We start from the raw sequence: 23650 nt of genomic DNA, 5'->3' as shown, positions 1-23650 counted from the left end.
CGGAAATGGAATGAAAGAAATGAATCCAAATAATCCGGGTAAGACAAAAGCTGAAGAGTATATCATACCTCAGAAAAGTGCCTATTCAGGAACGGTGAATTTATTGATGAGTATGTTTTTTTTACTTATCGCTCTTTTGATATTTCTTCCCATACTGCTGGTTATCATTATTTCTTTTTCTTCCGAAGAGAGTGTAACGGAACTTGGATACAGCTTTTTTCCCAAGAGCTTCTCTCTGGATGCTTACCGGTATCTCTTTAACTCCGGAGAATATTTGTTCAGAGCTTTTTTAAATTCTGTTTTTATCACCCTGTCAGGTACTCTGACAGGACTTCTCGTCATGTGTCCGATTGCGTATGCGGTATCCAGGAAGGAGTTTAGCTTCAGGAGACCGATGCTTCTTTTTCTCATGATACCTATGATGTTTTCCGGAGGACTGGTTTCATCCTATATGGTAAACACCCAGATATTTCATCTGAAAAACACTTATTTAGCACTGATACTGCCGGGGCTTTGTTCCACCTGGTATATCATGATACTGAGAAACTATTTCCATATATCCATACCGGATTCTCTTATCGAAGCTGCAGAGCTTGACGGCTGTGATCCCTTCCAGACCTTCAGACTGGTGGTCTTGCCTATTTCAAAGCCTGTAATAATGACGGTATCGGTTTTTCAGAGCTTTTCTTACTGGAGTTCATGGTATCCGGCCCTCCTTTATCTGGACAGCAATCACACGGAGCTTTATCCCCTGCAGTATGTACTTGTGAATATGGATATGAGTATAGAAAGGCTGTCCAGAGATGCCCAGTATATGTCAGGAGCCATTACATACGTACCTCCGGCTGTGACTGTGCGTATGGTCATGGTTGTGATAGTTATCCTTCCCATCATGATACTGCTTCCGTTTTTCCACAGGTTCCTGAAGAACGGAATGACTATAGGCGCCATCAAGGGATAAAACACATCTTTGACAGATGAAGATGTTTTTGAGAGTCAGAGGACATTTATGTATGAGTGAAAGATTATTTAAAAAGACCGGTATGAGGTTTCTTATGGCCTTGATTCCTGTGTTTTCGGTGCTGTTTACAGGATGCGGAAAAAAGGAAGAGGCGGATGGTGTGATCAATCTGAGGTTTGTTACATATCAGGCAGTAGATGTCCCTCTCGATATAAAAGAGGTCATGGAGAAGGCCAATGCCATATCCCAGGAAAAGATCGGCGTGACTGTGGACCTTGAGTTCCAGCCGGGAGATAAGATAAATCTCATGATGGCATCGGGAGAGTACTATGATATGGTCTATACTTCCTCCTGGATCAATAACTATGATAAAAATGCGTCGGCAGGACTTTACTACGATATAACAGACCTGGTTAAGGAGAAGACACCGGAATTATATGAGTATGTGGATCCGTACTGGGACTGTGCAGCTGTGAATGGCAGGATATACGGAGTGCCGCTTCTTAAAGACATGGGGGCGGAGGAGATGTTCCGTCTTAATGCCGATTATTTTGAGGGGGAGAAGGGGATGGTGATTCCTGAGAGAATGACCATCAGAGACATTGAACCCTTTCTGGAGGTCTATAAAAAGGATTTTCCGGATAAGTTCCCGCTGGAAATGACTAAATCAGGTCCCGGGGGATATCTCAATTTTCTTGAGCGTATAGTGAATCCCATTGTAGTGGTGCCCTTCGGAGATGGGCAGGAAGCGGAAGAGGTTGTGCCTTTTTATGAGTGCGAAGAGCTGGTGGAAAAATTCAGGCTTTTTCATAAATGGTACAAGGCGGGATACATACACCCGGATGCTGCCACAATTGAGTCAACGGCCTCTGACAAGTCTATCCCGGTAAGGTTCGGTGTTGCCTGGAAAGGCTATCAGGGATACTCGAATCCGGAGGAGTGGGGGTTCAATGTCAAGATCTCCACCTTTGAGGGACCCTTCCTGTCACGATCCAGTGGACAGGGGGCCATGTTCGGTGTCTCGGCTGCCTGTGACGAAAAGCATGCGGAAGCCTGCCTTAAGTATATGGAACTTCTCAGTACGGATAAGAAATTCCGGGATATTCTTGCCTACGGTATAGAGGGTAAGCACTTTGAGTATCTGGAAAACGGTACTGTCCTGAGGACTCCTGCCGGGAGAGACAGATACTATCTGATGCTTTATCAGACCGGTCCGTCTGCAGCAGCATCTGTTGAATCTGTCAGCAGATCTTTTCTTGCGGATCCGGATCAGTGGAAGGGAGTGTTTGAAGAGTACGAGACAGAGGGTATCCACAGTGCCTTAAACGGTTTTTCCTATGATCAGACAGGAAAAGAGGATATCATCGCAGCCCTTCAGGCGATTTACAGCGATTACGGGGCAGAACTCAGGACCGGCACCAGTGATCCGGATGTGGTGCTGCCTGAGATAAAGAGGAGAATGGAGGCTGCCGGGATGGATGAGCTTCTTCAGGATATAAGATCGCAGCTTTCGGAGTGGAACAGAAGTAAGGAAACCGGAGAGAAGGGAATAAGTAATGACGGAAACTGAGAAAATGAGGGATGAAAGAGGAAGTAATGCTGCAGCGGAAGATATCAAAGCCGGAGGAGAACAGACTGAGCCGGGGTCTCTTAACAGACCATCAGGATATACCGGAAAGAGAAACAGGATTTTTATGTTAATGTCTCTTCCGGCCATCGTATGGTATCTTTGTTTCTGCTATCTGCCTATGTTCGGGATTCTCTTTGCCTTTAAGCATTTTACACCGAAGCCGGGGGAGTTTCTTCTTAAAAATCTCTTCATAAACAGTCCCTGGGCAGGACTTGATAATTTCAGCTTTCTGCTCCGTTCATCGGATATGTCCGGAATCATATGGAACACGCTTTTCTATAACTTTTTCTTCATCATTTTGGGAATAGCCATACCTGTATTTATTGCGATTTTTCTCACGGAGATACACAGTGTGAAGTTTAAAGGCTTCATTCAGATGGTTATGGTTCTTCCGTATTTTCTTTCATGGGTTATAGTGGGATATCTGGTATATGCATTTCTGGCAACCAATGAAGGACAGGTGAACCACCTTATGAGGATCTTCGTGATGGAGGGTATACAGTGGTACCAGTCTCCCGGATACTGGAGAGTGATACTTATCATCACCGAGTTATGGAAATCCACCGGATACGCAATGATCATATATCTATGTGCGGTGACGGCCATTGACCGTTCCTTATATGAAGGGGCAGTGTTGGATGGGGCAACATTTTTACAGAGGGTACGTTACATTACACTGCCGCATCTTCGCCCCACCATTTGTACAGTATTTATTCTCCGTATCGGCACCATATTGAATTCGGATTTCGGTCTGTTCTACCAGGTACCGCTGGATTCGGGATCTTTGCAGAGTGTGACCCAGACCCTGGATGTTTATGTCTATAAGGCGCTGATGCAGCAGGCCAATTTCAGTTTTTCCGCTGCCACGTCCTTCCTGCAGAGCATAGTGGGTTTTGTACTTTTAATGGTGACGAACCGTATCATAAAGGCTATAGACAGTGAAAGCAGCCTGTTCTAAAGGTTTGTTGGTTTTGACAAAGCATATCACATTATGGAATCCAGAAGATTAAGAAACAGTGCCAGGGGCCGGTCCGGGGCAGAATGCTTTTTCCAGTAAACCCTTGCTTCCATACCGGAAGAGTGGGTGAGCTCAGGGCAGTCCAAGGGAACAAGCTTTAAGTTCTCTCTGCATGCCGATGCAGGGAGGAAGCCGCCTCCCAGACCTTCTTCGATGAAACGGGACACCATGAAAATCTGGGAGCTTCTGAGAACCACTTTGAGATCATAGCCTCTGTCACTGAAGATATTTTCGATGGTTCCGGAAAGAGGAAAGGCCTGATCAAACAGAATAAGCGGTTCCTTTGAAATTTCTTCAAGAGTGATAGTCTCCTTGCCTGCAAGGGGACTTTTTTCACTTACACAATACTCAAGGATTGAGGCTTTTATCTTTTTTGTTTCAAATCTTTTCTTCCAGAGACTTTCCTGAGAGTAATTCTCTACAGTCAGAACTGCGTCAAGCTCGTCCTCATCCAGCTTCTGGAGAAGGTTCCATCCGGCACCCTCTGAGATCTCCAGATGGATGGAAGGATAGCTTTCCGTGAATCTTCTGTATATAAGAGGCAGGGATTCGCTGCCGATGATGGTGGAGTAGCCGAGACGGAGATAGTCGGTGTTCAAAATTCCCGATTCTATCATGGAGTTCATCTTATTGTAGTGCTCCATGATCTTTTTTATTTCATCCCTGAGCTTCCTTCCGGCTTCTGTCAGGGTTATATGGGTTCCCTTCCTCATGAAAAGGTGGGTGGAGGTTTCCTGTTCAAGTTCCTTTATGGCAACGGAAAGGGTAGGTTGGGAAACAAAAAGCTCTTTGGCTGATTTACTGAGATTTTCTGTTCTGCAGACGGAAAGGAAATACTTCATCTGTTTTATGGTGATCATGGACGTGCCTCTTATATTACTTGTTTTAATTGATTTTCCGGAGGTAGGTTTCCGGAGCTGCTGATATTATCAAAATATAGATTGTTACTATAATAAATGTGAATTGCGCTCAATATTATTAATAAAACTAATAGTATATAAAAAACCTGTATTTTTCAAATGAAATCTAAAGAACTATAGTATGACACCGAATATATGATTGAGTTTTTATCAGTAACACCTTGCACACGAATGTGTGCGGTGGCGTCATAAGTGAGTGGCAGATTTTTTTTTACACTTGCATCATAGTAATAAGGAGAAAATATATGTCTATAGGATGTCAGATAATAACAGATTTCAAGAGACCGGACAGGTCACTGGTTTCGCTTTTTGAGGGACTTCAGGTTGCTGATCTTGATGATAACATGTCCAGAACCCAGGCGGTTTTCCATAAGATTTCATCCTTCACAGGAAAGACTGTTGTAGGTACGGCTTTTACCATAAAGCTTCCTCACGGAGATAACCTTATGTTCAGAGCTGCACTTAAGTATGTTAAGCCCGGAGATGTAATAGTAATTGATGCGGGTGGATTTGAAGACAGAGCTGTTATCGGTGAAGTCACAACAAAGTATGCCATGAAGGCAGGCGCTGCCGGAATCATCTGTGACGGTGCCCTTCGTGACAGTATGGTGCTTTCAGAGCTGGATTTCCCTGTTTTCGCAAAGGGAGTGAGCCCTAACGGTCCTTTCTTCAACGGTCCTGGCGAGGTCAATGTTCCCATCGTCTGCGGAGGACAGCTGGTTAATCCGGGAGATATCGTAGTAGGTGACCAGGACGGAATCGTCTTTATCAAGCCTGAGTACGCAAAGGAAGTTTACGAAAATACCATCAAGACAAAGCAGAAGGAAGAGCTCCTTCTCAAGGAGCTTGAAGAGACCGGATCCATGACCCAGAACTTTGTCTGGGAGAGGCTTGAGCAGATAGGCTGCACCATAGTCTGATATCTGCCGCATAGATTAAAACGTGAGTATAAAGAGCACTAAAGTATCTTATTGTGTTCCGTATACTCACGTTTAATTTTTTCTCAAAAAATGCCGAATTTATAAATAAGTATGCGAAAAATCATATGAGATTTTAGTGAGAATCTGTCCTAAGAGGCAGAAATGGAGGACTCATAATGATAAGAAGGAACTTATGTAAAACAAAAAAGTTTACGGCGATTTTAGTTACAGTTTTGTTAAGTAACTGTATTTCTGTTCCGGCATTGGCGACTAATGTTATAGCGGTGACAGGAACTCAGCATGAAGAATCTATAGAAAAAGAATCTGCAAGCTCCGATGATGGTTCGCCGGCGGTGATAGTATCCATGAGGGACGGTGATAAGGTCACGGTAGATATTAAAGGTGATGTTGAAACCAGTAAAGACAGTGATTCGTGGAATTCTTCAATAGGTGTAGCAACCTCATCATCCGGTAAAAAGGATGATGATAATGTTTCAAATGCCGATGTCAACATAGGCGGGGATGTAACGGTGATATCGGAGGACCTGGCCTACGGCATTGACGCATCGGCTGAAAATGAAGCAGTTACTGAAGTCAGTGCGAAAAATATAAATGTAACATCTGAAGGAAAGGATATCGGTGTTAAAGCAGGCAGCTCCGGCAATGGCAGCACGGTGGTAGAAATAGAAGAGGATATAAAGACCACATCTTATTCAGATTCAGCCTTCGGTATAGTTCCGTCAAGTGATAGTGGCGGAGTGACGGCCGTGACCGTTGGAAATGATGTTGAAGTTAAAGCTCGTAAGACTGCTGAGGGGGTCTTTGCGGAGGCCAAAAGCGGAACAATAAATGTTGAAGTATCCGGGAGCGTGAGTGCCGAGTCAGAAAAGGATCTGGCAATAGGCGTCTTTCTTTATACAGAGGATGGTGATGCCTCTGCAACTGTCATGGGAGATGTGGTTTCTTCAGGTCCGGATTCAGATGGAGTAGATCTGTGGTCTGTAAATGGAGATATAAAAGCATATATTGACGGTAATGTCGTACAGAACGGACAGGAGGGACAGGCTGTCCTGATAAACAAGAAAGCAGATGACACCCATATCGATCTTATAGTTAATGGTACGGTTTCAGGGCGTGATCATAATCTGGTATTTCAGTATGGAGACTCGGCAGAGAATATTGACATATCGGTATGGAAGGTTGATACATCCGGTGGCAAAGCGGTTGCGGAAAGCATGAAGACAAATTCAGAAACAGGAGAGCTTGAATACAGCTGTGCAGAAGTGGCTGAGAAAGAGATAAACTATATCATAAAGGCTTCTCCGAGCATCTCTCTCAGTGGAAACGGCAAATATATAAGCGGTATGTATACAGATAATCAGGATAAAACAGTTTATCTCAAGGTGGATATCCCCTCAGGCCACAGGGCGGAATTCTATGATGTCAATGGAAACAGCAATTACAGGATCGTGTCAGATGGTAAAGGAAATGCTTATCTGGTCGTTCCAAGAGGCGGCGGAGTTGAAGTCGGTGTCAGATTGACAAAGTCTGCAAATGACATAAGTTCCGATGACGGGTCCGACACAAGTGATAATAAAAAAACTTCAACCTCCACGGATTATGGTTCAGCTTTTTCTGAAGAGGTCATGGGATTACATATCATTTCGGTAAATAACAAAGGGGAATACCGGGTACAGAGAGTTTCTGATGTATTGAGACCTTTAGACACCTTAACTGCCATAAACAGTTTTTTATCGGATGCAGTCACCATGAGGACAGAAAACATTAAGGGAGCAGGTGTTGTAAGCTTCAACGGGATGTTTGCAGACTCAGTCTCAGAAACAGTGGATGTTCTTGTAAGTGCAGGAGTGACCGCCGGGGAGACATACAAGGTACTGTTCAGTGATGGTACAAGTGTACTTGTTCTATGTCATACGGAAGGTATCCTGAACATTCCTTTTATAAAAAATGCTGACGGACTTACCTATATCATTTATGGACAGGAGCTGTCTCCGCCGGTCGGCTGATGGTTATCAAATAAAAAACAGCATATCTCTATTCACACTTATATCAAGTTATGTGACTGGAAAGCGAAAGTATGTTAGTATAGGCAGATAGATGATGGCCTGATCCGGTACTTTTAGCTCAATTGTCAGGCACTGATGTTAGTAAGAAAGGGGAAATCGATTTTCATCGATTTATAGACGGGCGCATATATGGGGGACAGGATTTTTGACTTTAACAGTAGTACGATAGTGAATCCGGAAGCAGAGGGGGGTAATGAGGCCGGAACTGCGGCGTCTCATGCATTCAAGGTGGTGATAAGTGACAGCAAGGAGCTTTCTCCTGAGACTCCCATCATGATCCTTACGGAGGGGGAAGAAAAGCTTCCCCGGCACGCTGTCGGAGTTTTTATAAACCCCTTGAGAGGGAATTCCTTCGCTTATACGGGAGGCACGGTGGAGGCCAATGTCAGCGGCCTGGACAAGGACGGCAGAGACCTGAACCATCCTGTCCTCACTATAGACAAGCGATTTGTGGAGCTTGAAAAGTGGCTCGGAGAGAACCATGTATCCGTGAGACTGACCGGAGAGAGCCGGGAGGAAGGATACTGTGTCTATAAGATACGTGCAGTGAATCCAAGCGGATCCGGTATTCAGTCTGAGCGTGACAGATTTCTCCAGATGGTGATAGAGAGGCTTTCAGAGAGTGATGCCCCGGAGGATGGGGATATGGATGAAGAGCCGGCAGAGTCCGGACAGCAGGATCTGAGAGATCTGAACTCAATGCTTAATTACCTTGCCTGCGCGAGACATACACTTCCAAAGAACATGCAGGTCTGGGCGGACAGAAGCGTCAACCTCATAAAGTCCTCAACCATCACCCCGGAGGAGAGGCGCCACGCGGAAAGAGCTCTTCAGATGGTGCTGAATATTCACTGGAAAGGTGAGTATTTCGCTTCTATCGACCCTGTAAGGGCAAGGCAGATTCTGGATGAAGAGCTTTATGGCCTTGAGAGGGTAAAGCAGCGCATCATGGAGACTATCATTCAGATAAACAGAACCCACACCCTTCCTGCCTACGGGCTTCTTCTTGCGGGTCCGGCAGGAATCGGAAAGTCGCAGCTTGCCTATGCAGTAGCAAGGATCCTGAGGCTCCCCTGGACCAGCCTCGATATGAGTGCCATCCATGATTCCGAGGCTCTCACCGGCAGTCCCCGTGTTTATGCCAATGCCAAGGCCGGGCGTATAATGGAGGCATTTACACAAAGTGGCTCCAGTAACATTGTTTTCATAATAAATGAGCTGGATAAAGCCGATAAGAACAGTATAAACGGAAATCCGGCGGATGCTCTTCTGACACTGCTTGATAACATAGGATATACGGACAATTATATCGAGTGCCGCATCCCCACCAACGGGGTCTATCCTGTGGCCACTGCCAATGACAAGTCCAGAATATCAGATCCCCTTATGAGCAGATTTGCGGTGATCGACATTCCGGATTACACACCTGATGAGAAAAAGATCATCTTTAAGAAGTTCTCACTTCCCAGGGTTTTAAAGCGTATGGGAATGGAAGCTTCGGAGTGTGTGGTGGAGGACAGGGCCATTGATGTGATTCTTGAAAAGTATCGCGATCAGACGGGCTGCAGAGATCTGGAGCAGGCGGCGGAGCATCTTGCGGCCAATGCTCTCTATCAGATAGAGACCGCAGGAGTGAAGGACGTGACATTTGACGCCCATACTGTAAGAAGGCTGATTTTTTAACACAGGAGAAGTCCGTGTTAAAGTCCTTGATGGGAAGATACGGCTGTTTGTATAATGAAACTGATAGCCGGTGACTTGAAAGATTTGTAAAAGGAGGAGAGGCCTGACGGGAGATCCGCCGGGCCTTGATCATTTGAAATGAATGATAAAAGAATGAGAACAGCGCTGTTTATTCACATCATGCTGGTGGTCATGGAACTCATCGGACTGAATTATACTTTCTCGGTTCATGACGGATTTAAAATGTTTATATATTATACCGATAACTCAAATGTTCTCTGCCTTTTGGTGAGTGCACTTTTTGTTATGTTCATGCTTCCGGCTCTGTCCAAGGGAAGGACCAGCGGTTTCGTTTCCACTTATATGATGCAGCATTATAAAGGTTCCAGAAGAATGCCGGGATGGATCACACTGCTTAGATACATCTGCACCTGTTGTCTGATGCTTACCTTTCTTGTGGTGCTTTTTGTTCTCGGACCAAAGAAAGGTTTTGCGGATCAGCTGCTGAAGGGAGTGCATCCCATTGATCATGTGATTGCACCGGTACTGTCTTTGATGAGTTTTCTTTTTCTGGAGACTGCAGAACCGCTTCCGAAAAAGGCGCCATTTTATGCCATCATACCGACGGTGATCTATGCTGTGATTCTGATAGGCATGAATGTGGCCGGACTTGCGGATGGACCATACTTCTTCCTGCGTGTGCATGAGCAGTCCCTCATTATGGCTGTGTTCTGGACCGTAGCAATTCTGGGAGGAAATTATCTTATTTCATGGCTCGTGATGAAGGGATATAACAGTATGATCCCGGGCGGGAATCGAAAGAGATGAAACTGCTTCATATAGTATCCGGCACATTCGTTTGAATTTGAAGGATATCAGAGTGTGATATGAAATCAGGATCTTTTTCATAGGAGGAAGTTTTTTAATGATCATATATATGACATCTACCCCGGGAGGGTTTGATCGAAAAACAGGGCTGCCCGAAAAACTGGATAACAGCAATAATTTTGTGGACAGATTAAAAAAGGACTGGAAGGAGCACAGCAAATGTCTCCTGGTTTCATCAGATCCCAAAGCCGCAGAGATGAACAGTGCCATAGCACAGACCTATCTTGATGCCTTCAATAAATCAGGACTCAGCATGGACATGATAGATGTTCTGGATGCCAGGGATGAGAAAACAGTTGAGATCATAGGCTGCTATGATGTGGTGATCCTTGCGGGGGGCCATGTACCTACGGAAAATGAATGGTTCCGTAAGATTAATCTGAGAGAGAGGATCAAAAGTTTCAGGGGCATAGTCATTGGCATAAGCGCGGGTACCATGAATTGTGCCGATGAAGTGTATGCCCAGCCGGAACTTGCGGGGGAAGCCAAGGATGCAAATTACCAAAGGTTTATAGAGGGGCTGGGGCTCACTGAGACCAATGTCATTCCCCACTACAATCAGACCATAGATTCGGTTCTTGACGGCAAAAAGCTGTTTGAGGAGATCACTTATCCGGACAGCATGAACAGAGCATTTTACTGTCTTACTGACGGTGCGTACATACGTAAAGATACAGGCAGCAATAAGGAGATGCTGTACGGAGAGTCATATCTCATTGCAGATGGAGAGATAGGGCTTATCTGCAAGAACGGCGGAGAGTTTGAAATACCGGTAAGAGCAGATGTGAGAAAGCCGGCATTTTTTATGGCGGTTGCACTTACAGTCGGCAGTCTTATCGGTGCGGCTGTAACCAGATTCGTTTTGAAGAAGCTGGATGATAAATGAATTCGAATTATCTGACTTTCCCGGCAGCGTATGGCACAAGGCGGTCCGATATTGAATTGTTAAGGGAGTATCAGCATATATTTGGGAGATGTTTTGAAAGTGGGAGGTTACTATGGATGTTGAGACAGTAATGGCGGCGCTTCGTAAGAAAGCTCTGGAGGATGCAGAATTCAGACAGAAACTTTTAGATACACAAAAGGAAAAAAATCCTTTGGCAGCTTTTTGCAATATCGCCCGTGAGGAGGGTTATGAGCTGTATGAGATGGATATCCTTACATACGGGGAGGAGTTTTATGCAGCCATCAAGAGATCCACAAACGGCGGAGGCGAGAATTCCCCTAAGCTTGAGGGACAGGATGACTACTATGATATGTTCATGGCAGAGCTTGCAGGTATGTGATTATAGATATAGAATATACGCACAAAATGATGAAGGCGTGTAAAATACGTTTGTCGGACAAAGATGAGTGAAGTATAGTAAACCGGAGGTTGATTATGGGCATTAAGATGGAATTCCCTGATGAGTATATGCAGATCCTTAAATCATATACAGAGCAGAATGATGTGACTATAGAGACTGCAATAGCAGATACCCTTGAGTTTTTGGAACTGAAGAATGAGGCTTTCAGCCACTATCGTGTGGCTATAGAAAATCCTGAGAATTACTTAAATGATCCTGATGAGCTCAATGCCAAGGCATTGAGACAGATATATATGGATCTTTTTGGAGAGGATACAGTGGGTGGTATGATACACTGCTATTATAATCCGGACAGATTAAATGTACTTCTCATGGATATTGAGTATGATGATTCCGTGACTTTATGGAACCTGATAGAGACCTTCCATAATAAAATTCCGGGAATGGAGCTGAGTCAGGATATTCTGTCACTGTTCTATGTGCATGACCGTTTTGACGGAAGCCATGACAAAATAGTAGAAGTGATGGAATGGATGATGTCTGATCATGAGGATGACGGTTTCGAGACAGCGGGATACTATGAGACTATCTTTGATGAGCCTGATGACGAAGAATTCTTCGATGATGAAGAGTTTGATGAGGAGTTTGACGGCGAAGATTTTGATGACGATGGTTTTTCGGATGAAGAGCTATGTGGAAAGAAATAAAGAAAGTAGTAATCTTTATACTGGCGGCTTTAGGCCTTATGTTCATCATTTTGATGCTTTGGCCTGATGACGAAGAAAAAAGCACCGAAACGACTGTGGTTGAACAGACAGCAGCAGACGGGAACCTAAGAGAGCAGACAGTTGCAGAAAAGGCAATTTCAGAAAATACAGCAGCAGAACGAACAGCGGCAGAGCAGACGGCCGGGGAGAAGACAGCTGAGAAAAAGACTTTGCTGGAACAGATGCAGTCTCATATCAGTTCCGGAAATATAAATGATCAGAACGGTAATTCCGCAGCCCAGGAGATTAATGTGGATACTGTTTCTGTGGGAACAGATGCCAGGTCCGCTACCATAATGGTTTATATAAACGGCTCGGATCTTGAGTCGGAGGCAGGAGAGGCAACAGGAGATATTTCCGAGATGATAGCCTCCGGAATAGGTGATAATGTCAACGTCATCATACAGACTATGGGAACCAGGCGCTGGCAGAACTATGGTATCTCCTCGAAAAGCGCCCAGACGTATAAGATAGAAAATGGAGGTCTCAGACTTATAAGAGACAAACTGGGGCAGCTTGACTGTACTGATAAAAGAACCCTGTCTGAATTTATAGGTTTCTGTAAATCCGAATATCCGGCAGACCGGTATATGTTCCTGTTTTGGGATCACGGCGGAGGTCCTGTTTATGGCTTTGGATATGATGAGTGGCAGTCAGAGACAGATAGCCTTACCATAGCGGAGATGGCAGAGGCCTTTTCGGAAAATGAGGATGTACATTTCGATATCATTGGCATGGACTGCTGTATCATGGCCAGCATGGAGACCTGCTATGCATTGGCCCCTTACTGCAAGTATGCCCTTTTATCCGAGGATTTTGAGTCGGGACTTGGATGGGACTACACCGGATGGATGAAGGAGTTTGAGAATAATCCAGGGATGGCAACCCCTCTTCTCGGAAAATATATAGTGGATGCCATTATTGCGGATAATGAGAGCAGTTATGGCGGCGGTTCTGCCTGTATGGGACTTTTCAATGTCTCCACCTCCGGAAGTCTTTTTGAAGCATGGAAGGCCTTTGCATATAAAAACGAGGCGGCGCTTTTAAAGAAGAATTACAGTAAGATGCACAGGGCAAAGGGCAGGAGTTATTTTGACAACTGGGGATTTGATTACAGTTTCGTTACTCTGTCGGATTACTATATCAGCGATATCCTTGCTCTGGTGGAGAGTATCGACAAAGACAGTGATGAAGCAAAGAACCTTATTTCTGCTCTGAAAGCAGCTGTGGCTTACTATGGTCATACATCTGATAAAAACGAACTGACGGGGCTTGCGGTATCGCTTCCCTACGGAGATAATGAGTTTTACAGAAGGCTCAGGGATGTCTATAGCGATATCGGGCTGGATGCTGAATATATAGACTGGCTCAAAGGATTCGTAAAGAGTTCCGGCTATGATGACTACTATGATTATTACGGCTTTGAGAACAACTGGGGCGGCTGGGGAGACTACGAGAGCGAGTACGGCTGCAATATCAGTAACGGCGGATCCTGTCAGTATGGTTATGACTACAGTTCCTGCTACGGTGGAGGTTCAGGCTATAACTCATATTATGATTACGGATCATATTGTGACAGCAACTCATACTATGATTCAAGTTGTTACAATAATGATGGTTGTTATGATGACTGGATATACGACTATGAGGAGGAGATATGGTACTGCTATGATGACGGATATCTGTATCTCTATGATGACGAAACAGATACAATGTTCTACTACGATGAAGAAAGTGATTCCATATACAGTTATGATGAATACAGAGACAGCTGGGAATACTGCGGGTGACGGGGATTATGCTTGTGAAAAAAAGTGGCAGAAAGAGGATGTTTGAATAAAAGGATAGTTAATTATAAAAAAGTCGGGCGGTTAGCTCGACTTTTTTTAATTACAAACAAATATCCGATAATTATGATGCCTTTGATATGTACCTATTCGATATTTTTGTATTTTCCCTTGGTCGTGAAGAAATCTAAAGGTGAGCACAGAACTAATAAAAAGAAATTAAAATCATTAAGATACCGGTTAAATATGCCGATAAGGTATATATATAAACTGTTTTCGGAACAATGCAAGATTGGTACATGATTATTAATCAAAGTACATGGAAATTACAATGGGATGTACTAAATGGAAGGAGCAAGAAATGTCATTATTTCACAGTGACAATCCAAAGGAGCAGGATCATAAGGGAATTTTAGGAGCATTTTCAGTTGATCTCATTAAATGGGAACCGGAAAGTGATATTGAGGCCGGAATAATTGCGCATAGATTTCAGTATGAAGATTTTCCGAATGGTTCATTTTTAATTGTAGCTCCGTCACAGATTGCTGTTTTTTGTAACAATATGAATGCCGGAAGTTCAGTCGGGAATGATGGAAGCGGTATAGCACAGTATTCGGTATTTATCGGACCTTGTAAGATAAAGCTGGATACAGGAGACAGTAGATTTGCACCTTTTAGAAATATAAAACATGCTTTGACCGCAGGTGAGTCGGCATTTCACAGTACCGTATATTTTATCAATACAACATATCTAAATGATTTGAATTGGGGAACACAGCAGCCATTTGTTGTTGAAGATCCGGAAGAAGAGGTGAATATCCATGTGAGGGCATATGGACTTTTTGGTGTCCACATAGAAAAAGATGATACTTCTGTGGCGTCTACCAGAGCTGGATTGTTTCTTAGACATGTTGTAGGGACGCGTGCAGATTTTACAAGAGATAATCTAATAGAGTATATGCGAACAAAGATACTTGAATATACACCAAATCTTGTATCACAGACATTAACAGAAAGAAAGATAGGAATACTGAAGATTACCTCATATTTATCAGAACTATCAGATGTTTTGAGGAATAAATTACGTGAGCATTTTCTTAGTTTTGGTCTTACACTGGACAATTTTTCCATAACGAATATAAATGTTCCTGATGAAGATCTTGCTGCTGTTAATGAATTAAAAATCAAGAAAAAGCAGACTTTGATTGAAGCCCAGGGTAATGCCGGAAAAATGGATATTGAGTCAGAAGCTATGGCAAGAAAACGTGCCAGAGAAGGCTATACATTCCAGCAGGAAAAGGCATTTGAGGTTATGGGGACTGCAGCATCAAATGAAGGTACTTCATCCGGCTTTATGGGAGCAGGAATGGGGCTCGGTATGGGGATAGGAGTTGGCGGTGCCGTAGGCGCAGGAATGGGATCGCTTGCAAAGGGGACCATTGGTGATATGGGGAACCTTCTGGGACAGAGTGTACAGGCTCAGCCAATTGAAAAAGGAGTTAGCGGAGGAAAATATCAGGAGATATCAAAGGAACAGAATGGTTCACAGGGAGGAGATATAAATGTTTGTCCAAGCTGTGGTAATACGAATCCAAAGATTGCAAAGTTTTGCCTTAACTGCGGATCAAAATTGCTTCAGGAAATACGTTGTCCTAGTTGTGGAGAGTTGCTCCCTGCCGGAGCGAAGTTCTGTATGAGCTGTGGAGCAAAAATTGGTTCCAGTGTATGTCCTAATTGTGGAAAGGAATTAGAACAGGGTGCGAGATTCTGCATAAATTGCGGAACAAAAATAGGGTAGGCGCAAATTTAAAAGTGAACAGTCAGGTCTAACTTGTGAGAAGGATGAGTACAAGTGAGGGCTCTGCGCCTTAGAAACTCATGGAGGTGAAAATGAAATTAAGCAAATATATGAAATTGTGTTTGATTGCAGCTTTTCTGTTCGCTTCGTGGTGTGCATGTATTTATGTTAGTTCGAATTTATCAAGAACTCATTATTATTTTAAGGCAGGACTGGTATTTGGAATTATAACTTGTGTCATTGCTACCTGGGAAGTAACACATCTTGAGAAATTTGCCAGAAGGGAGATGACAGAGGCAAACATGGTTCCGTTCTTTATTACGATGTTTTTTGTTTGTATATCCTTGCTGGTAAATTCGGTTTTTATATATATGTCATCGATATTAGAATCTGATGATGGTATAAAAGCAATTCCTATACTGTTCAATGCTGTGACTATTTCGGCTTATCTGGTATATCTGATTTATTTCAATCAATATCAGGAGAGGCTGATAATCCAGTTAAGAGAGATTGGGGAGAAGACCAGAGATATAAACAGAATGTCAGATACTTTAGGGATGCTTTTAGTTAAAGCAGATGATCCTGAAATTCATAAAATGTTGTTGTCCCTAAAGCAAATGGTAGATATGGGAGGTAATACTTCAGATTCGGAAACAAAGGATCTTGAGAATGAATTTAACAACCTTCTTTTGAGCATTGACGAAAAGCTGGATGGTCACTGGAAAAAGGAAGAGATTATCGCAATTATCAAAAGCGCTATGAACATTTGGAAACAACGATTAAGTCTGTGCCACTGAAATTTTGGCATGTGACGGTAAATAGTTGTTGCATTGCAGATATGAATTGAAAGGCAAGATCATATGGAATATACGGGACTACAGTGTCATGGTTGTGGAAGTACGAATGTCACCTTTGATCCCAAGACAAGATTAATTAGCTGTAATCAATGTGGGAAAACAGAATACTATTCCAGAGCAACGCTGGGGGCTAACGGTAAGGTGGCATTTTCCAGAGATAATGCAATAAAGTTTTTTAAAGAAGGCATGAGAGAAAACGCACGGCGATATGCACAGGATGTGTTAAATATCATGCAGGATAATGCAGTCGCTTTGTTCATCATGGCGTATGAAGATGAATTCTATAATGGGAAAGAAGGATCAATGAAAAGGTTTTTTGCCACAATGATGGATGTGGCTTTGGAGTATGATGAGGTAACAGAACTCATGGATCTTTTTGTTATCAGCGCCCATAATATGGTTGATTTTGAGGAACAGATGTTAAAAATGGCTATTTTGAATCTTCAAGGAAAAGAAGATAGAGAGAAACTGTCAAACTTCGCAGATGACATTTCAAAATTTTGTATATCTAAAAGAAGTTCAGCTGATTTTCTGACTTCGGATATGGCTGAGTTGTATAGAGATATTGCTGAGAATTGTGATATCCCCGGAACATGTTTAATGCTTATAAAAGGGATTAAAGATAACCCTTCTTCTCCGTATCGGAATAATAGCTTTTACATGAAAGGAAATACACGGCTTTTCTATGATAAATATGTAGTACCTGTGGGTAATATCATTACGGCCATGAAGCCAAATGATCATAAAGCTAAGTTTGTTTCTGTGTACAATAAATTCAGAGTCGAATATGAGAAAGATGCAGCTTTTTAAATAGCGGAGGGATAGTTTTATGGATAATGTTTTTCATAGTCTGGATCAAAAAATAAACAGAATATCTTCAGACATAGCGAGAATGTCAAACAGTACAAGTACACAGCTCAATGGACTTAGCCAAGAGATCAGTGGTATTAGCAGAAACCTTGGGGAATTGAGTAAGGAACTCAGAAAATTACAAAATGATTTTGATGAGATGATCAATGAGCAGAGGAAGAAAGCTGCATTACAAAAGGCATTAACAGAACTTGTGACAGTGCGGCAGGAAATCCAGAATAAGTATGGTAACTACCAGGTGGTTCGTGACAATATGTTGGGTGTTTTGCAGGCTACAGATGCTGCATTAGTCAGGAAAACAACTATTTCTCATATTTCAGAGGAATTAATGTTATCAACACCGAGATATTGGCTTGCCCCATGCTTGGTTGCTATAGCTGCATGGATAAACAATGACAGAGATCTAGCAAATCGAGCTATTAGAGAAGCAGTAAAACGAGACAAGGAGCAGACTGCACTTACAATGGCTCTGATATGTCGTAGAAATAATCGTATTGAAACCTGTTATGAATGGCTATCCATATATTTTTCAACTCAAAATTCAGCTAATTTTTCTGAGGCAAGCATGGTATATGTTACTGCTTATGTGAATGGTGTATTCGGACCTGATAAGTGGCATATGTGTGACGACTATATCAATAAATGGATCAATGAAGTTCGAAGTAGTAACGCCCGTTTCGAACATGAACAGATAGAGACCTGGAAAAATCATTTTAAAAAATACTGTAATTCAACAGGTAATTATTATCCAAATATGAAGGAATATGTATCAGAATTTTCAGATATAGATTCATATATCGGACGTATAGGAGCAAGAAACAGAATTAAAACAGATTTTAAAGATATAGAAAATGCTTATGTCGATATGGATCAGTTAAGAAGAAGCATTGATGATAAACTCATAGAACTGGTAAGTCAGGATACTCCGGATGAAAAGTTACTAAGACAGAGAGAACGGTATCTTACTTTTGTGAAGCAATTTGATGGAGATGAGGCTAGGGCTGCCGCAAAAATCAAGATAGAGAATACAGCAAGACGCGAAGAGACCAAAAACTTAGTTGAGAGAATGAGCGGACTTATAACAAATGGCGGAAGAACTGCAGCATCGGAAAAGAAAACTGCCCTTTCATTTTTGCATATGTATATCAATAAGGGTTATGAAGAATTTATGAACGAAAAAGAGGAGGCTTTCCCCAAGGCAATATCCATGAACATAAAAGGCTGGCAGGGAAGGACTCAGGATGGATCAAATAAAGAAGAAATGAAGAGACAATTTCATGATTATATAACTAATGTTTGTGAAAGTGAAGTGAATGCGGAAATGCAAAAGACCCCCAATCAATATTATGTGTGGATGATGGTTGCTGCAGCAATGGGAATCTTATTTGCCGGGGCTTCCGGGTTTGTTTCGCTTGTTATTGCAATAGTTGTAATTGTGTATTGCTTCTATCAAGTTCAAAAATTCAAGGAAAATAAGGTAAAAAATGTTGAGAAGATAAGAAAGGTTTACAGTGATATTGAAGCAGGAGGCCTTGTAACAATAGATAATTGTGTTAAGGAATGGAATGCAGCAAATAAAGTTGTGGAAATGTATCGTGATTCAGATAAGATGGCGGTTGTTATATAGAAATGGAGATGTAGAGTATGTTAGGACCAGAAGATCAGAATGAGTTGGAAGAATTGGATAGTCTATTTGGCGGTGAATCATTAGCTGAACAAAGTGAAAAGGTTATTTTGACACAGAATTTAGAGGGATTCGCACATTGTTTTCCGGAGTGGGATTTACATCCTCCGGTTGATTGATGAAATATATTCCTGTGTCAAATTGACGGTTTTAGGATGGGGTGAGATAAGAAATGTATTGCGATCGTTGCGGTTTTGAATTGTCTGAGAATGATCAGTATTGCCCAATTTGTGAAGCAAAAAATCCGCATTATAAGGGTATTGCCGAAAATAATAAGTCCTATGAAGAAATAAAAGAAGAAATCAATGGTGGAGAAGTTCATAGCGGTAACTCTGCGTCTGAAAAGATGAGAGCTTCAAGTGAAGTGAATAAAAATACTTTTGCTGAGGACACAGGGAAACAATCTGATTTTGAGGCAGCATCCAATAACAATCCTCAATCATCTGCCTCAGATGATACTACTGATAAAAGTGATTTTGGAAATTATGAAAGATCATTTGAAGACATAGGAAAAAGAAGGGCATCAAGAGCTACGGCATATAATTTGGATATTAAGAAAGTGCTTTTAGTGTTGGCATGTATCTATATATCAGTCTCATTTTTTAATATGTGTAGAGCTTCATTCTCTTCTGGTAATACAGAACAAAACGCCAAAGATATTTCATCCACGGTAATTCAAGAGACGACGAAGATAGAAATGCAGCAGTCTATTGATTCAACTCAGCCCAATGAAAATAATGAGACAGAGACAGAAACTAAATCTAAAGGCAGGATAGATGAATATATATTTCCAGACAGTGATGAGAGAGTTCTGAATGATAATGAGATCAATGCATTATCTATGATGGATTTAAGACTGGCGATTAATGAAATATATGCACGGCATGGACGAAAATTCAAAGAGAAGGAGTTAAGCTCATATTTTGAATCCAAAAGTTGGTACTACGGATATCTTGATAGAGAGAGCTTTGATGAATCTGTGTTCAATGTTTATGAAAAGGAGAATATAAACAGATTAGCAGCAAGGAGGAATAAGCTATCTGATCCATTGAAACAAATGAGTGGCAGCGTATTCTCATTTGGAACAGAGTGTGCAGAGAGGTTCTTAGTAGTTAATTATAAGAACAATAATCTTTATTTGAATTATATTATTGACGGATACGATGAAGATGAAAATGATATTTCTATTGATAGTGATTTAAAACTAGAACGTGTTAATGAAAAAGATACAACTATATCGTTTCATTACAGGGAAATAGAAAGTATAGATCAACCGGCGGAAATTGACTATTATCCGGCTGATGATAAAATCGTTTTTCAAAAGCTTCCGGATACATGGGAATGCGCATTCTATCGAGTTGATCCAAGTAGTGATATGGTAAGATATCGTACTGATTTTTCAGGATTTTATTACGATGACTATAACAACGAAGTGTATGTTGGGGTTTATCAGAACGTAGTAAGTAAACAAATAAAGAATGGATATTTATACATAGAGAATTCATTTGCAGGGTTATCAGGGACATATGAGATTGTATATTTAGGAGAAGGCAACGATATACAGAATCATATGGGATCAAAAATATTCTATTTGAAAGATGATCCAAGTGTTCGTATGTATATAGGATCGTGGTATAGCCATGGGACACAAGCCAGCGGGTATTGGATGAACTTATACCGCAATAATATTTTTATTGATCAATGTATATATACGGAATCTTGGTGACTTCCGTTGTATTAGCAGAATGATGTAAAAAAGCAGAATAAATGTAAGTTGTTTGATATAAGAATCCCGCACCGAGGTAAAATTCACGGTGCGGGATCATTTTGCTTCAAGGAAAGGGATATACTGGTCTATGGACCGGCAAATTCATCCCCTACCCAAGACCATATGGTCTAAAATTAGACAATATGAAAATCTGTTGGACTATGATATGATGCTAAAGTCTAATAGACATTCAACGATTATAATCTTGAAAGTTCTTTCAGAATGATCATTCCCGATAATACAAATTTCATTATTAGTTTTGCGAAGAGCTGATATATAATCAAAGCGAGAGATTCATATCTTTCTCGCTGTACTTTAGGAGCAGATATGGAACTATTAACAGGATTAGGAAAAGCCATAGTGGCTGCAGACCCAGACAAGATCCGGCTAGATATGACTGTGAAAAACATTCTTTCATATAAACCTTTGCTAGCCAGAATTTTCAAGGAAGTTGTTTCTGAATGCCGGGATATGAAATATGATGAGATTGAGACCTGTATAGAAGGTGATGTTCTCGTCGGTAAGATGTATATTGATAGTGGAATCACCAATGCAGGTGAACGGATTGAAGGACTGAATACAGAAGCGTATTTAAACGGTGAAGGTTTAGATAGATATGATATACGTACGTATCTCAGGTTGCCGGGCAGAAGTGATTCGGAATTTATAAAACTCATCATAAATCTTGAGGCTCAGAATGAAGATAAACCAGGGTATGATTTACCGCTTAGAGCATTATTCTACTGTTGCCGGATGATATCGGCACAGCAGGGAGTTGAGTTCTCTACAAATAGTGATGATCCCGTGAAGTATGGTAATATCAAGAAGGTTTATTCAATTTGGATTTGCACCGAAGCGGCGCAGACCAGAGCGAATTCTATTGAGATTTATGATATCGACAGAAAATTTCTGTATGGTAATAATACGGATAATCCGAGATATGATATCCTTAATGCGACAATCATCTACATAAGTGAAAAGCATGATTCGGCAAATACCGAGAATGAAATGATATGCTTGCTCACAGATCTTTTTGATGAATGCATCAACGGAGCAGATAAGGTCAGGAAACTGAAATCAGATTATGGACTTAACATGACAAGAGAAGTTGAAAATGAGGTGACAAACTATTAGTAGTCAATAGGTTTTAGAGAAAATTTGGGATTAATTGACTTGAGGGTAACTTTAATAAACCATCTGAATATACCGTATTTCAGATGGTGGACGGATCAGATATTATTTGAAATTAGCGTGATTTCTGAGAATTGAAGTCTATGTTTTGTTTTTCTAAAGCAAAGATTACTCGTATGAGTTTCTTTGCAACATGGGTTATAGCTACCCGATGAGGTTTACCTTCATGACGCTTCTTGGCATAGTAAGTTGCAAAAGTCATATCGAAGCGAATTAAAGGAAGACAACAGTTTAGCAAGACATATCGCAATGGAGATGATCCGTGCTTTACCATCTTTCCACCATGGGATTCTGTACCTGAATCATTTACGCTTGGCTCAATGCCAGCAAATGCTAGCATCTGTGCTGGTGATGAAAAATTGGAAATGTCTCCGTATTCTGCGTAGATTACTGCCGCAGAAATAGGACCAATTCCTGGAATGGTCATGAAGTGAGGACGAACTTCGTTGATGAGCCTTATAATCTCGCCTTCAAGCGAATTTATTTCTTTGACTAAGGATTTGAAAAGGGATAGTAAACTTTCAAGTTCGACATCAAATATGGAATTATTGATGCCAACAGTATTAGTAGCTAAACGCTTCAACTCAAGGAACTGTTGAGGAGAAAACTTACCATGGGATATGCGACGGATTTCATTATAGTCAGTTTCATTCATGGCAGACATGTTTTCAGCAGAGCCGTAGTTTTCTAATAGATATAGAGCTGTTTTAGAAAAACGTTCATTAAAGAATGGCTTAAACTCCGGAAATGTATGGTCAAGAACATTAGTGAGTTTAACAAGATATAAAGATCTTTGACGGACTAACCTATCGCGAAGACGGGTTAATGACTTTAAAGAATAAGAGTGATAAAATCCTTTTGAATGGGGTTTGTACTCAACAGTCATTAACCATCGAGCAATAGATTCACAGTCAACAGAATCGGTTTTTGTACGCCTTAGAGTGGTTGATTTTTTATATTCCGATATCAAGACTGGATTTACTTCCATGAACGTTAGCGAGGCGTTTTCAAGGAAAAGCTCAAGATTTAGGGCGTAATGAGATGTTGATTCAAACCCTATTCTTATGTCCTCGGGAGAGGATAAAGAGTTAATAGTTGTGAATAGTTGATCAAATCCTTCTTTATTGTTTTTAAAAGTGAATTTAGCAACTACAGATTGATCGGCTGCAGCTATAATGCAGCAATCATGTTTGTACTTGGAAATATCAATTCCAGCAAAATACATAGACATTAGATATAACCTCCTGATTATTATAGTTGGCACTGTTGTCTACCACAGAGAGATCGACTGTGTAATCACGTAAATCTAAACGTCAAGCGTTAACAAACTAATTACCAGTATTAGACGAAAAGCTGTGGTCTGAGTCACCTCACACCAGTCAAAGCTGTATTGATTTAGAAACAGATCCACAGTGCCTAAATAAATATATCAGAAAAGGATTAGAAATAGCCCAGAGAACCTGGGAGAAAGGAATAATCCAATCACTTTTCTAATATGATTGGATTATACGTGA

The 23650-nt window shown here is 41.5% G+C and carries 20 protein-coding genes; 18 read left to right on the top strand and 2 right to left on the bottom strand.

Annotated features, from left to right (window positions below; translation table 11 throughout):
* Positions 1-10: 10 nt before the first annotated feature.
* From T515_RS09570 to T515_RS09560, 3 genes are read left to right on the top strand one after another with little or no spacing between them, the layout of a single operon-like run.
* Entirely contained in the window at positions 11-961 is a 951-nt protein-coding gene (locus T515_RS09570) for a carbohydrate ABC transporter permease (protein ID WP_051671611.1), read from the top strand.
* Positions 962-1013: 52 nt separating this feature from the next.
* Positions 1014-2531 (top strand): ABC transporter substrate-binding protein, encoded by a 1518-nt coding sequence (locus T515_RS09565; protein ID WP_036610307.1) that lies wholly within the window; start codon positions 1014-1016, stop codon positions 2529-2531.
* Positions 2518-3549, top strand: coding sequence for an ABC transporter permease (locus tag T515_RS09560; protein ID WP_051671610.1), 1032 nt, complete (start codon positions 2518-2520; stop codon positions 3547-3549). Before T515_RS09565 ends, T515_RS09560 begins: the two co-directional genes overlap by 14 nt.
* Positions 3550-3575: 26 nt before the next feature.
* On the opposite strand, the gene T515_RS09555 is transcribed toward T515_RS09560, so the two are convergent.
* Entirely contained in the window at positions 3576-4469 is an 894-nt protein-coding gene (locus T515_RS09555) for a LysR family transcriptional regulator (protein WP_036610304.1), read from the bottom strand.
* Between the two features lie 305 nt (positions 4470-4774).
* On the opposite strand from T515_RS09555, the gene T515_RS09550 reads away from it, so the two are divergent.
* From T515_RS09550 to T515_RS09485, 15 genes are all read left to right on the top strand, one after another.
* A complete protein-coding gene (locus T515_RS09550) occupies positions 4775-5449 on the top strand; it encodes an RraA family protein (protein ID WP_036610301.1) in 675 nt (224 codons plus the stop codon).
* A 176-nt stretch (positions 5450-5625) separates the two neighbouring features.
* Positions 5626-7476 (top strand): hypothetical protein, encoded by a 1851-nt coding sequence (locus T515_RS09545; protein WP_036610300.1) that lies wholly within the window; start codon positions 5626-5628, stop codon positions 7474-7476.
* A 189-nt stretch (positions 7477-7665) separates the two neighbouring features.
* On the top strand, positions 7666-9219 hold the full coding sequence (locus tag T515_RS09540) for an AAA family ATPase (protein WP_036610297.1): 1554 nt from the start codon (positions 7666-7668) through the stop codon (positions 9217-9219).
* 153 nt (positions 9220-9372) lie between these two features.
* On the top strand, positions 9373-10047 hold the full coding sequence (locus tag T515_RS09535) for a hypothetical protein (RefSeq protein ID WP_155988347.1): 675 nt from the start codon (positions 9373-9375) through the stop codon (positions 10045-10047).
* A gap of 97 nt (positions 10048-10144) precedes the next feature.
* On the top strand, positions 10145-10993 hold the full coding sequence (locus T515_RS09530; protein ID WP_051671608.1) for a Type 1 glutamine amidotransferase-like domain-containing protein: 849 nt from the start codon (positions 10145-10147) through the stop codon (positions 10991-10993).
* A 112-nt stretch (positions 10994-11105) separates the two neighbouring features.
* Positions 11106-11393 carry a Nif11-like leader peptide family natural product precursor gene (locus T515_RS09525; protein WP_036610295.1) on the top strand — a complete coding sequence of 96 codons (288 nt, stop codon included), beginning with the start codon at positions 11106-11108 and terminating at the stop codon, positions 11391-11393.
* 95 nt (positions 11394-11488) lie between these two features.
* Positions 11489-12121, top strand: a complete 633-nt coding sequence (locus T515_RS09520; RefSeq protein WP_036610293.1) for a hypothetical protein — start codon at positions 11489-11491, stop codon at positions 12119-12121.
* The gene (locus tag T515_RS09515; RefSeq protein WP_036610291.1) at positions 12106-13971 is read left to right on the top strand and encodes a clostripain-related cysteine peptidase; all 1866 of its coding nucleotides are present in this window, start codon (positions 12106-12108) and stop codon (positions 13969-13971) included. Before T515_RS09520 ends, T515_RS09515 begins: the two co-directional genes overlap by 16 nt.
* 358 nt (positions 13972-14329) lie before the next feature.
* Complete coding sequence (locus tag T515_RS09510) at positions 14330-15766, top strand: SPFH domain-containing protein (protein WP_036610289.1); 1437 nt, start codon at positions 14330-14332, stop codon at positions 15764-15766.
* 92 nt (positions 15767-15858) lie between these two features.
* Complete coding sequence (locus T515_RS09505; protein WP_036610287.1) at positions 15859-16563, top strand: hypothetical protein; 705 nt, start codon at positions 15859-15861, stop codon at positions 16561-16563.
* A gap of 63 nt (positions 16564-16626) precedes the next feature.
* Positions 16627-17433: a hypothetical protein gene (locus tag T515_RS09500; RefSeq protein WP_155988346.1), complete on the top strand. Its 807-nt coding sequence runs from the start codon at positions 16627-16629 to the stop codon at positions 17431-17433.
* A gap of 19 nt (positions 17434-17452) precedes the next feature.
* Entirely contained in the window at positions 17453-19120 is a 1668-nt protein-coding gene (locus T515_RS09495; protein ID WP_036610282.1) for a hypothetical protein, read from the top strand.
* A 17-nt stretch (positions 19121-19137) separates the two neighbouring features.
* Positions 19138-19296: a hypothetical protein gene (locus T515_RS17390; RefSeq protein WP_155988345.1), complete on the top strand. Its 159-nt coding sequence runs from the start codon at positions 19138-19140 to the stop codon at positions 19294-19296.
* Between the two features lie 53 nt (positions 19297-19349).
* A complete protein-coding gene (locus T515_RS16635; protein ID WP_051671607.1) occupies positions 19350-20903 on the top strand; it encodes a YARHG domain-containing protein in 1554 nt (517 codons plus the stop codon).
* Between the two features lie 369 nt (positions 20904-21272).
* Positions 21273-22079, top strand: coding sequence for a hypothetical protein (locus T515_RS09485; protein ID WP_051671606.1), 807 nt, complete (start codon positions 21273-21275; stop codon positions 22077-22079).
* A 112-nt stretch (positions 22080-22191) separates the two neighbouring features.
* On the opposite strand, the gene T515_RS09480 is transcribed toward T515_RS09485, so the two are convergent.
* Positions 22192-23367: an IS110 family transposase gene (locus tag T515_RS09480; protein WP_036609367.1), complete on the bottom strand. Its 1176-nt coding sequence runs from the start codon at positions 23365-23367 to the stop codon at positions 22192-22194.
* Positions 23368-23650 lie beyond the last annotated feature (283 nt).

It is taken from the genome of Oribacterium sp. P6A1 (assembly GCF_000702885.1).
Classification (GTDB): Bacteria; Bacillota; Clostridia; order Lachnospirales; family Lachnospiraceae; genus Oribacterium.
This window is presented reverse-complemented; position numbering and strand designations above follow the sequence as displayed.

What these genes read in the sequence shown, in the direction of transcription:
- T515_RS09570 (WP_051671611.1), top strand. Translation starts at nt 11, where the DNA reads ATGAAAGAAATGAATCCAAATAATCCGGGTAAGACAAAAGCTGAAGAG.
- T515_RS09565 (WP_036610307.1), top strand. Translation starts at nt 1,014, where the DNA reads ATGAGTGAAAGATTATTTAAAAAGACCGGTATGAGGTTTCTTATGGCC.
- T515_RS09560 (WP_051671610.1), top strand. Translation starts at nt 2,518, where the DNA reads ATGACGGAAACTGAGAAAATGAGGGATGAAAGAGGAAGTAATGCTGCA.
- T515_RS09555 (WP_036610304.1), bottom strand. Translation starts at nt 4,469, where the DNA reads ATGATCACCATAAAACAGATGAAGTATTTCCTTTCCGTCTGCAGAACA.
- T515_RS09550 (WP_036610301.1), top strand. Translation starts at nt 4,775, where the DNA reads ATGTCTATAGGATGTCAGATAATAACAGATTTCAAGAGACCGGACAGG.
- T515_RS09545 (WP_036610300.1), top strand. Translation starts at nt 5,626, where the DNA reads ATGATAAGAAGGAACTTATGTAAAACAAAAAAGTTTACGGCGATTTTA.
- T515_RS09540 (WP_036610297.1), top strand. Translation starts at nt 7,666, where the DNA reads ATGGGGGACAGGATTTTTGACTTTAACAGTAGTACGATAGTGAATCCG.
- T515_RS09535 (WP_155988347.1), top strand. Translation starts at nt 9,373, where the DNA reads ATGAGAACAGCGCTGTTTATTCACATCATGCTGGTGGTCATGGAACTC.
- T515_RS09530 (WP_051671608.1), top strand. Translation starts at nt 10,145, where the DNA reads ATGATCATATATATGACATCTACCCCGGGAGGGTTTGATCGAAAAACA.
- T515_RS09525 (WP_036610295.1), top strand. Translation starts at nt 11,106, where the DNA reads ATGGATGTTGAGACAGTAATGGCGGCGCTTCGTAAGAAAGCTCTGGAG.
- T515_RS09520 (WP_036610293.1), top strand. Translation starts at nt 11,489, where the DNA reads ATGGGCATTAAGATGGAATTCCCTGATGAGTATATGCAGATCCTTAAA.
- T515_RS09515 (WP_036610291.1), top strand. Translation starts at nt 12,106, where the DNA reads ATGTGGAAAGAAATAAAGAAAGTAGTAATCTTTATACTGGCGGCTTTA.
- T515_RS09510 (WP_036610289.1), top strand. Translation starts at nt 14,330, where the DNA reads ATGTCATTATTTCACAGTGACAATCCAAAGGAGCAGGATCATAAGGGA.
- T515_RS09505 (WP_036610287.1), top strand. Translation starts at nt 15,859, where the DNA reads ATGAAATTAAGCAAATATATGAAATTGTGTTTGATTGCAGCTTTTCTG.
- T515_RS09500 (WP_155988346.1), top strand. Translation starts at nt 16,627, where the DNA reads ATGGAATATACGGGACTACAGTGTCATGGTTGTGGAAGTACGAATGTC.
- T515_RS09495 (WP_036610282.1), top strand. Translation starts at nt 17,453, where the DNA reads ATGGATAATGTTTTTCATAGTCTGGATCAAAAAATAAACAGAATATCT.
- T515_RS17390 (WP_155988345.1), top strand. Translation starts at nt 19,138, where the DNA reads ATGTTAGGACCAGAAGATCAGAATGAGTTGGAAGAATTGGATAGTCTA.
- T515_RS16635 (WP_051671607.1), top strand. Translation starts at nt 19,350, where the DNA reads ATGTATTGCGATCGTTGCGGTTTTGAATTGTCTGAGAATGATCAGTAT.
- T515_RS09485 (WP_051671606.1), top strand. Translation starts at nt 21,273, where the DNA reads ATGGAACTATTAACAGGATTAGGAAAAGCCATAGTGGCTGCAGACCCA.
- T515_RS09480 (WP_036609367.1), bottom strand. Translation starts at nt 23,367, where the DNA reads ATGTCTATGTATTTTGCTGGAATTGATATTTCCAAGTACAAACATGAT.